8 protein-coding genes and 1 pseudogene are annotated in these 10372 nt (G+C 72.5%); 7 read left to right on the top strand and 2 right to left on the bottom strand.

Annotation, left to right across the window (positions count from 1 at the left end; genetic code table 11):
* The first annotated feature begins 106 nt into the window (after positions 1 to 106).
* The 7 genes from D8M35_RS13430 (at position 107) to D8M35_RS13400 (ending at position 7077) form a co-directional block, all read left to right on the top strand.
* The gene (locus tag D8M35_RS13430) at positions 107 to 862 is read left to right on the top strand and encodes a pseudouridine synthase (protein ID WP_238638233.1); all 756 of its coding nucleotides are present in this window, start codon (positions 107 to 109) and stop codon (positions 860 to 862) included.
* 20 nt (positions 863 to 882) lie between these two features.
* A complete protein-coding gene (locus D8M35_RS13425) occupies positions 883 to 2007 on the top strand; it encodes a prephenate dehydrogenase (protein WP_126892307.1) in 1125 nt (374 codons plus the stop codon).
* 197 nt (positions 2008 to 2204) lie between these two features.
* Complete coding sequence (gene cmk, locus D8M35_RS13420; RefSeq protein WP_174234751.1) at positions 2205 to 2888, top strand: (d)CMP kinase; 684 nt, start codon at positions 2205 to 2207, stop codon at positions 2886 to 2888.
* A gap of 144 nt (positions 2889 to 3032) precedes the next feature.
* Positions 3033 to 4556 (top strand): ribosome biogenesis GTPase Der, encoded by a 1524-nt coding sequence (gene der, locus D8M35_RS13415; protein WP_126892306.1) that lies wholly within the window; start codon positions 3033 to 3035, stop codon positions 4554 to 4556.
* 15 nt (positions 4557 to 4571) lie between these two features.
* Positions 4572 to 5213 carry a hypothetical protein gene (locus D8M35_RS13410; protein WP_126892305.1) on the top strand — a complete coding sequence of 214 codons (642 nt, stop codon included), beginning with the start codon at positions 4572 to 4574 and terminating at the stop codon, positions 5211 to 5213.
* Between the two features lie 435 nt (positions 5214 to 5648).
* A complete protein-coding gene (locus D8M35_RS13405) occupies positions 5649 to 6188 on the top strand; it encodes a hypothetical protein (RefSeq protein ID WP_126892304.1) in 540 nt (179 codons plus the stop codon).
* A gap of 19 nt (positions 6189 to 6207) precedes the next feature.
* Positions 6208 to 7077: an oxidoreductase gene (locus D8M35_RS13400; RefSeq protein WP_126892303.1), complete on the top strand. Its 870-nt coding sequence runs from the start codon at positions 6208 to 6210 to the stop codon at positions 7075 to 7077.
* 154 nt (positions 7078 to 7231) lie between these two features.
* Here D8M35_RS13400 and D8M35_RS13395 read toward each other — a convergent pair whose 3' ends face one another.
* On the bottom strand, positions 7232 to 9400 hold the full coding sequence (locus tag D8M35_RS13395) for an ATP-dependent DNA helicase RecQ (protein WP_238638232.1): 2169 nt from the start codon (positions 9398 to 9400) through the stop codon (positions 7232 to 7234).
* Between the two features lie 68 nt (positions 9401 to 9468).
* Positions 9469 to 10372: pseudogene (locus D8M35_RS16655) on the bottom strand (hypothetical protein); the annotation flags it as partial.

Below are 10372 nucleotides of genomic sequence, written 5' to 3'. Positions count from 1 at the left end.
CCCCGTCGAGGGCACGCCGGAGCGGCCCATCATCCCGGACTGGGACGCGGACGAGGCGGGGTCGCACGCCGGGGGTGCGCCGAGCCTCCAGGCCGACGGTGAGCGGCTGCAGAAGGTGATCGCCGCTGCGAGCGTGGCGTCCCGACGGGTCGCGGAGAACCTGATCGTCGAGGGGCGCGTCACGGTGAACGGCGAGGTCGTCGAGGTCCTCGGACGCCGTGTCGACCCCGAGACCGACCAGATCGCGGTGGACGGCGTGCCGGTGCAGGTCGACAGCTCACGGCGGTACGTGCTGCTCAACAAGCCCGTCGGGATCGTGTCGAGCCTGCAGGACGAACGCGGTCGACGCGACCTGTCGGAGTTCGTCGACCGGTACGAGGAACGCCTGTTCAACGTCGGTCGGCTCGACGCCGAGACGTCGGGGCTGCTCCTGCTGACGAACGACGGCGACCTGGCCCACGTGCTGGCCCACCCGTCGTTCGGCGTGACGAAGACCTACATCGCCAAGGTCGCGGGCAACGTGAACCCGGCGACGGTGCAGCGGCTGCTCGAGGGCGTGGAGCTCGAGGACGGTCCGATCGCCGCCGACAAGGTGCGACTGCTCGAGTCCGCCCGCGGCGAGTCCCTGGTCGAGATCACCCTGCACTCGGGGCGCAACCGGATCGTGCGACGCATGCTCGACGCGGTCGACCACCCGGTGCTCGAGCTCGTGCGTCGCTCGTTCGGGCCGCTGCAGCTCGGATCGCTGCCGATCGGCAGGGTGCGGGAGCTCTCCACCGTCGAGCTCGGTGGACTGCTGCGCATCGCCCGTGAGGCGAAGGCTCCTGCACAGGGCGACACCGACGAGGAGACTGCCGACTGACGCTCGGTAGGCTGGAGCCCGTGACCGACGCCCCCGCCCCGCACGCTGAACCGGACATCGACCGGCGGCTGCGCGGACCTGTGCGGGTCGTCGGTGCCGGGCTGCTCGGAGCGTCGATCGGGCTCGCCCTCCGCGAGAAGGGCGTCGACGTCGTGCTCGACGACGTCTCGCCCGCCGCGCTGGCGCTCGCCGTCGACTACGGCGCTGGCCGGCGCCCGGCCGAGGGTGACGAGCCGGAACTCGTCGTGGTGGCGGTCCCGCCGGACGTGGTGGCGACGGTCGTCGAGCGCGAGCTCGCGGCTCACCCGCGCGCGGTCGTCACCGACGTGGCGAGCGTGAAGACCGGACCGCTCGAACGACTGCTGGCGTCGGGCGCCGACGTCAGTCGGTACATCGGCTCGCACCCGATGGCCGGCCGCGAGCGCAGCGGACCGACCGCGGCACGGGCCGACCTGTTCGTGGGCCGCCCGTGGGTGATCGCCGGTCACGACGCGATCTCCTACCAGCGTGCCGCCGTGGTCGAGGACCTCGCGCTCGACGTCGGTGCGACCGTCGTCCCGATGGAGCCGCAGTCGCACGACCTCGCCGTCGCGTACGTGTCGCACGCGCCGCAGCTCGTGTCGACCCTGATGGCCGCGCGGCTGCAGGAGGCCCCCGACGGGTCGCTCGACCTGGCGGGCGGGGGTGTCCGTGACGTGACACGCATCGCCGCAAGCGACCCGGGCCTCTGGGTGCAGATCATCGGGGCGAACGCCGCGAACATCCGGCCGGTGCTGGCCGACCTGCGCGACGACCTCGACCGGGTCCTCCACGCACTCGACGACCCCGACGGCCAAGGGTCGCCGCGGACGATCGCCGAGACCATCGCCGCCGGCAACCGCGGGGTCGAGCGGCTGCCCGGCAAGCACGGCACGACCAAGCGCTTCGCCCGGGTGGTCGTCCTCGTCGACGACACCCCGGGGCAGATCGCCGCGCTCCTGCAGTTCATCGGGGAGATCGGCATCAACCTCGAGGACATGCGCCTCGAGCACTCACCGGGCGCACCGATCGGCATCGTCGAGGTGTCGGTCGTCCCCGAGCAGGAACAGCGACTCGTCGAGGAACTCGAGGGGCGCGGATGGAGGATCGCAGCAGCATGGGCCTGAACGACGACACGCACGTCACGCCGAACGACTCCGGCGTCACCGGGGGTCCCGAGGGGCCCGACTCCGGTCTGCCCACCCCCACCCCGGGCGACGGTGCGGCCGGTGGCGCCGACGGCGGTGCACTCGGCGGACCCGCAGGCGGCCTCGGCGTTCCCGGCGGGGAACCCGGCTCGACGAGCGCCCCGGTGCCGTCCGGCCTGCCGCAGGGCGCGTTCGTCGCGAAGACCGTCATCGCGGTGGACGGCCCCGCCGGCAGCGGCAAGTCCAGCGTCTCGCGCGCAGCGGCCCGAGCCCTGGGCTTCGGGTACCAGGACACCGGCGCGGCCTACCGTGCTCTGGCGTGGCACGCACTGCAGCAGGGCGTCGACCTCGACGACGCCGCCGCGGTCGTCGCCAGCTGGGACACCTTCGGCTACACGATCGGCACCGACCCCGACGATTACTTCGTGCGCGTCGGCGACACCGACGTGACCGAGGCGATCCGCACCCCCGAGGTCACCGCGGCGGTCGCGCACATCGCGAAGCTGCCCGAGGTCCGCGAGAAGCTCGTCCAGCTGTTCCGGCAGGTCATGCGGAAGGCCGACCCGCAGGGCATCATCACCGAGGGACGCGACATCACCACGGTCGTCGCACCCGACGCCGAGGTCCGCATCCTGCTGACCGCCGACGAGTCGGTTAGGATGGCTCGGCGCTCGGCAGAGGTCACCACGCAGTCGGCCGCCGAGACCTCTGCCGCACTCGCCCGTCGAGACGCGGCGGACGCGAAGGTCGTCGACTTCATGAACGCTGCAGACGGTGTCACGACGCTCGACTCCACCGACCTCGACTTCGACCAGACCGTCCAGGCGGTCGTCGACCTGGCCCGAGCGGCCACGCACTGACGCACGACCGGGCGCCGTCCGGTCACCACGACCGGGTCGCCCGGTCACCACGACCGGGTCGCCCGGTCACCACGGCCGGGGAACCGGCCCGGCCGGCACCGGCCACCGACACCGCGGCTCCGGTCGCACACGAGGAAACCCACCATGGCCCAGCAGGACAGCCACGACAACGACGACTTCCCGGAGTACGACGACGCGCTCGGCGAACGGCTCGCCGGACTCGACGACGCCGAGGCGGAGCAGCGTGCGAACGCGCTCCGCGTCGGGCTCGACGAGTACGAGCTCGACGACGAGGACGTCGCGCTCCTCGACGCCGGCGAGCTCGGCGAGGACGGCGTCCACTACCTGCCCGCGTACCCGGTGCTCGCGATCGTCGGGCGGCCGAACGTCGGCAAGTCGGCGCTCGTCAACCGCATCATCGGCCGCCGCGAGGCCGTCGTGCAGGACGTCCCCGGCGTCACCCGCGACCGCGTGAGCTACAAGGCCGAGTGGAACGACAAGCGCTTCACGCTCGTCGACACCGGCGGGTGGGAGCCCGACGCCCGCGGCATCAACGCGTCGGTCGCCGCGCAGGCCGAGGTCGCGGTCGACCTCGCCGACGCCGTGCTCTTCGTCGTCGACGTCACGGTCGGCATCACCGCCACGGACGAGCACGTCGTGAAGATGCTCCGCGGAACCGACCGCCCGGTCATCGTCGTCGCGAACAAGGCCGACGACGACCGCCGTGACCTCGACGCCTTCGAGCTGTGGAACCTCGGGCTCGGCGAGCCGCACCCGGTCTCCGCGCTGCACGGCCGCGGCGTCGCGGACCTGATGGACCTCATCATCAAGACGCTCCCGGACACGTCGGCCGTCGCCAAGCAGGAGGTCGGCGGACCCCGTCGCGTCGCGATCCTCGGCCGCCCGAACGTCGGCAAGAGCTCGCTGCTCAACAAGGCGGCGGGCGAGGAGCGCGTCGTCGTCAACGACCTCGCGGGCACCACCCGTGACCCGGTGGACGAGCAGATCGAGCTCGGTGGCCGCGTCTGGCGCTTCGTCGACACCGCCGGCATCCGGAAGCGCGTGCACCTGCAGCAGGGCGCGGACTTCTACGCCTCGCTCCGCACCACCGCGGCGCTCGAGAAGGCCGAGGTCGCCGTCGTCGTGCTCGACGTGACCGAGCCGATCTCGACGCAGGACCTCCGCATCATCGACCTGGTGCTCGAGTCCGGTCGGGCGCTCGTCCTGGCCTACAACAAGTGGGACCTGCTCGACGACGACCGACGTCGCTACCTCGAGCGTGAGATCGAGCAGGACCTGGCGCACGTCGCCTGGGCCCCGCGCGTCAACATCTCCGCCCGGACGGGCCGTCACCTCGAGAAGCTCGTGCCGGCGCTCGAGACCGCGCTCGAGTCGTGGGACACCCGCATCCCGACCGGCAAGGTCAACGCCTTCATCGCCGAGCTCGTGCAGGAGCACCCGCACCCGGTCCGTGGTGGCAAGCAGCCCCGCATCCTGTTCGGGACGCAGGCGTCGAGCCAGCCGCCGACGTTCGTGCTGTTCACCTCGGCGTTCCTCGACCCGCAGTACCGCCGGTTCATCACGCGTCGCCTGCGCGAGGTGTGGGGCTTCGACGGCACCCCGATCAACGTCAACATGCGGGTGCGCGAGCGCCGCAAGCGCACGTAACGGTCGGTCGACGACGTGGCACGGCGAGCACGGTTCGGATCCCTCGGGGTCCTGCTGGCGCTCGCCGTCGTCGTCTGCGCGCTCGGTGCCGCCTGGCTCGTCAGCGGGGGCGACGACGGGTCGCGGACCGGCCGTCCCACGGACCGGCCGTCCACGTCCGGTGAGGTGGACGGGTCTGAGTCGACAGACCGGTCCAAGTCGATGGTCGGCTCGGGCCCGATCGGGGTGTCGAACGCCCTCGGCGCGCCGATCCCCGGTGCTGAGGTCCGGCAGGGCGTCCCGCGGAGCGTCGAGGACTGGATCGAGCGGGTCCTCCCGGTCGCCGGCTCGGTCGCGCCCCAGGCCGACGGGGTCACCGCGACCGTCCGGATCGAGCGGACCGACGAGTCGACCGTGGCGGTACGGGTCGACGACCTGTCCACGCCGCCGGGGACGCGCGCGGTCCGACTCGTCCTGTCGCCGGACGCGATGCCCGACCGCAGCACCCTCGCGCACGCCCCGGGCGTCGTGACGGCCCCCGTCGACGAACACACGTCGGAGGGCTTCTCGCTCATCACCGACGGGTCGTCGCTCCAGGCGGACACACGTTCCGCGGCCCTGGTGGACGACGAGACCGATGAGGTGCTCGGCGTCGCACTGCTCGTCCCCACCGACTGACTCCCGCCTTGGGGACGGTGCCGGCGGCACTCCATGCCGAGCGCCGATCCGGCCGGGAGGCGTGGGTCACCGCTGTCCTGTTGCTCACGTCCCAGCGGGCGGGCCTCACCGCGTGAAGCCAGACACGCGGTGCGGGTTCGGACGGGGGCGCGGGCGGGGGACGCGGTCTCCCTTGCGAGCGGGGCCCGGCCGCGAGCCCGGCCGCGGGCGCGGGGCCGGTCGCAGGCCCAGTAGCGGATGCCGATGCGGGCGCTCACACTGGCGCACCTGCCGCCGCAGATCCCTCCGTGCCGCCGACGCGTGAATCGTGTGACCGATGGAGCAGCCGAGGCCTCGACCCCGGCCACGCCAGGGCCGACGTCGGACGACGTCGACCACCCGTACGCGCCTCCCGGACGTCCTTCCGGGAGGCGCCGGATACGGCACCATGGAGATGTGTCGCTCCCCGTCCTCGCCGACCGTCTCTGGTGTCGGCTGCACCTGGACCGCCTGGCCGGTGGTCGGCAGGCCGACTACGTGATCCGCGAGGACATGCTCGCCCACCGGGACACCGTCCGGTCGTTCCGGTGGATCCGGTGGCTGCTCGTCGCCGAGACGGCGGTCGGACTGGCGGCGATCGTCGTCGCCGTGCTGCTCACCCGCGCGGGGGAGACGGTCGCGTGGGCGGTCTGGTTCCGGGCGACCGTGGTGCTCCTCATCACGCTGACGCTCTACGTGTTCGCGTGGCGGGCGCAGCTCGGCTACTACTGGGCGTACCAGCGGCTCCGGCTGTTCAGTCGGATCTTCCCGGTCGTGACCCTCGTGGTCGCGGCGATCCCCGGGCTGTACCCGTTCTGGATGGTCATCGAGCAGATCCTGTTCTCGCTGCTGATGATCGGCATCGGGGACGTGCTGACGAGTGACCACATGCGAGCGACCTTCCCGAAGCCGGTCCGAGCGACCAGGGGACAACGGGGGCCGGGCACACCGCAGTGAACGGGAGCATCGTCGGAGCATGACGACGAACAGCCTCCCCGGTGGCACCTACGACCTCGGCGACCTCGAGGTCACCCGCTTCGGCTACGGCGCGATGCAGCTCGCCGGCCCGCACGTCTTCGGCCCGCCCGCCGACCGCGACGAGGCCGTCCGGGTGCTGCGGACGGCGATCGACCTCGGCATCACCCACATCGACACCGCGGACTTCTACGGCCCGCACGTCACGAACGAGATCATCCGCGAAGCCCTGCACCCGTACCCGGAGCAGGTGCACATCGTCACCAAGGTCGGCTCGCGGCGGAACGACAAGGGGCAGTGGCCACCTGCTCGGAATCCCGAGCAGCTCGTCGAGGACGTCCACGCGAACCTCGACCGCCTCGGCCTCGAACAGCTCGACGTCGTCAACCTGCGGGTCGGCGGGTTCGACGCCCCGGAGCCGGGCAGCATCGCGCCGCAGTTCGAGGCGCTCGCCGAACTCCGCCAGCAGGGGAAGATCCGCCACCTCGGGCTGTCGACGGTGACGGGAGCGCAGCTCGTCGAGGCCCTGACGATCGCACCCGTGGTGTGCGTGCAGAACATGTACAACGTGGCGCAGCGGGGCGACGACGACCTCGTCGACCTCACCGCAGCCGAGGGCATCGCCTACGTGCCGTACTTCCCGCTCGGCGGTTTCTCGCCGATCCAGTCCGAGGCGCTCGACGCCGTCGCGGAGCGGCTGGGGGAGTCGCGGCTGTCGGTCGCCCTCGCTTGGCTGCTCCAGCGGTCGGACAACATCCTGCTCATCCCCGGCACGTCGTCCGTTGAACACCTGCGGCAGAACGTCGAGGGCGCGCGCATCACCCTGCCGGCCGACGCGATCCGCGAGCTGGACGCGATCGGCGCCGCCTGACCCTCGCGTCGCCGGCGGGCACCGTCGTCCGCACAACCGGAAGCACGTCGCACCATGGGAATCCCGGGCGCGACGCGCTTCCGGTTGTGCGGGAGCACGCGACACCACGGGACCGACCCCGGACCCGACGGGCCCGCTTGCCCGGTCGCCGGCGTCAGGCCACCGTGGCGAGCGCGAACGGCAGCACGGCCGACGCCCCCGCACGCCGGAGCTCCCGCCCGGCGACGGTCACGGTCCACCGGCTGTCGACCAGGTCGTCGACGAGCAGCACCGGCCCCTGGTGCGACGCCAGCGCCGCAGTCAGCGCCGGGTCCACCACGAAGGTGTCCCACACCCCGGCCAGCCGGTAGGCGCTGTTCGTCGCACCGTCCCCGCGGGGCTCCCCGCCGCTCCGTCCGAGCGTCCCGAGGAACTGCAGCCGTCCGATCGAGGCCAGCGCCTGCGCCAACGACCCGACGAGCTCCGGCCGCGACCGCGAGGACATCGCCACGACCGCGGTCGGACGCTCGGCCCACGGCCAGTCCTTCAGCGCCCGGATGCACCCGTCGACCAGCTCGCGGGACACCGGACCGTCCGGAGTCGCAGCCGAGAAGAGCGCGCGGAGCGGCCCACCCCAACCGAGGTCGGTGAGGCGCGCCACGGCCCGGCCCGGCTCGACGAGCTCACCTGCCGGGATCTTCCCCTTCACGGGGACGCCGAGCGACGACATGCCGGACGGCCACTGCGCACGGGGTGCGATCTCGACGCCGACCTTGTCGAGCGCGGCGGCCGCACCGGACGCGTCGGAGTCGGACACCGACGTCGGGTACCAGACGCCCGCGCAGTTGTCGCAGCGCCCGCAGGGCTCGGCGGACGGGTCGTCGAGGTCCTGCTGCAGCAGCTGCATGCGGCACGCCGACGTCGACTCGTAGGCGAGCATCGACGCGGCCTCGGCCTCACGGGCGGCGGCGACCCGCTCGTACCGGGCGGCGTCGTACTGCCACGGCTGCCCGGTCGACACCCAACCCCCGGCGACGCGGTGCACGGCCCCGTCGACGTCGAGCACCTTGAGCAGGAGCTCGAGCGTCGATCGCTTGATGTCGACCAGGCCCTCGAGCGCGACGGTCGACATCGCCGTGTCGGTGGAGAGCGCGCCGAGCACGGCGGAGGCGCGGGCCTCGGTCGGCATCGATGCGCTCGCGAAGTACTGCCAGATCTCGCGGTCCTCGCGCCCGGGCAGCAGCAGCACGTCGGCGTTGTCGGTCGCACGCCCGGCGCGGCCGATCTGCTGGTAGTAGGCGACGGGCGACGAGGGCGCGCCGACGTGCACGACGAACCCGAGGTCCGGCTTGTCGAAGCCCATCCCGAGCGCACTCGTGGCGACGAGCGCCTTGAGCTCGTTGCCCTTGAGCTGCTGCTCGAGCTGCTCGCGTTCCTCGGTGTCGGTCCGTCCGGTGTAGGCGCGGACGGCGTACCCGTTCTCGCGCAGGAGCCGGGCGATGTCCTCGGCCCCGGACACGGTCAGCGTGTAGATGATGCCGCTGCCGGGCAGGTCGCCCAGGTGCGCGAGCAGCCACCCGAGTCGCTGCCGGGCGTCCGGCAGGGTGAGGACACCGAGCCGGAGCGACGCCCGCGCCAGGGAGCCGCGGATCGTGAAGACGGGGGCGTCCGGACCCGCGGTGAGCTGCTCGGCGACGTCCTCGACCACGCGCTCGTTCGCGGTCGCCGTCGTCGCGAGCACGGGGACGCCCTGGGGGAGCGAGCGGATGAGCTCGGCGAGCCGGCGGTAGTCCGGGCGGAAGTCGTGACCCCAGTCGGAGATGCAGTGCGCTTCGTCGACGACGAGCATGCCCATCCGTGCGATCAGCGTCGGCAGCTGCTCGTCGCGGAACCGCGGGTTGTTGAGCCGCTCGGGGGAGACGAGGAGCACGTCGACCTCGTCCCGTGCCAGGGCGGCCTGCGTGTCCGCCCACTCGTGCGCGTTCGCGGAGTTGATCGACACCGCACGGACGCCGGCCCGCGCGGCCGCGGCGACCTGGTCGCGCATCAGCGCCAGCAGCGGCGACACCAGCACGGTCGGCCCGCCCCCGCGACGGCGCAGCAGCAGGGTCGCGAGGAAGTACACGGCCGACTTGCCCCACCCGGTGCGCTGCACCACGAGGGCGCGCTGCCGGTGTTCGACCAGGGCCGAGATCGCCTCGAGCTGTCCGGGGTGGAAGACCGCGTCCGGTCGCCCCGTCAGCGCGGCCAGGGCCGCCTGCGCCTCCGCAGCGATCTCGGCGGACGGCGGAGCCGCCGCAGGAGCAGGCGAGCCGACGGACGAACCGACACCGAGACCAGACATGCCCCCATGCTGTCAGCACCCGCCGACGGAACGCGCCCCGTCCCTCCAGTCTGTGGAGAAGAGGGACGCTACTGGTACGTGATGAGCGACGGTGTCGGCTGCACGTCCGCCATCGTCTGCTCCGGCGACAGCATCGGGGTGTCCTCGTCGAAGAAGTTCTTCCAGCCCCAGTGCACGCCCTCCGGCGCGTCCTGGTGCAGCGCCTTCCACGTCGCCTGCTTGTCGGGCTGCGAGCCCTGCCCGTCGACGTGGATGAGCACGTCGAGCTCCGGGTGCGACTCGAGCGACGAGCGGTCCTGGATCATCGACAGCCGGAACTGGTGCAGCACGAACGCCTTCGGCGGCAGGCCCTTCGACCGCACCAGGTCGGCGAGCCACGACGAGACCTCGTTCACCTCGGACGCGGAGACACTCCCGATCTGCTTCAAGGGCACCTGGTCAGCGGTCAGCCGCCACTCCGGGTCGAGCGCGAGCCACACGTTCGGCTTCGCCAGCAGCGCCTCGTACCGCTTCGCCTGGGACAGGAAGTCCGACCGCCCCGGCTGCAGGTCGAGGATGACCGGCATCCCGGCGTCGGTCGCCGCGTCGACGTAGGGCTCCAGGGTCGACGCCGGCAGCTCGGTGGAGTAGTCGCCGTCCGCCCCGGCGTCCCCGGCAGCGACGGTCGCGATGACCTCCATCGCCGGCGTCACCGGCTCGTCGCCGAGCCCGTCGTACTCCTTCGCCATGCCCTCGGCGCGACGCACGGTCGCCGCCGGGTCCTGCTCGCCCAGCACGCCGAGCACCGGCGCGCCGGGAGCGCCGTACAGCGCGACGTAGCGGTGTCCGTCGAAGGGGCGCTGCCCGCCGTGCGGCAGCTGCCAGCCGCTCTCCGCTGCCCGGACCGTCCACTCCGGGTCCGGCAGGTCACCGAACGCCGACCCGACCAGCACGGTCGGGTGCTCCGCGCGGTCGTGCAGCGTGGACACGACA

The sequence above is a fragment of the Curtobacterium sp. HSID17257 genome (genome assembly GCF_003989515.1).
In the GTDB taxonomy this organism is placed as follows: Bacteria; Actinomycetota; Actinomycetes; order Actinomycetales; family Microbacteriaceae; genus Curtobacterium.
This window is presented reverse-complemented; position numbering and strand designations above follow the sequence as displayed.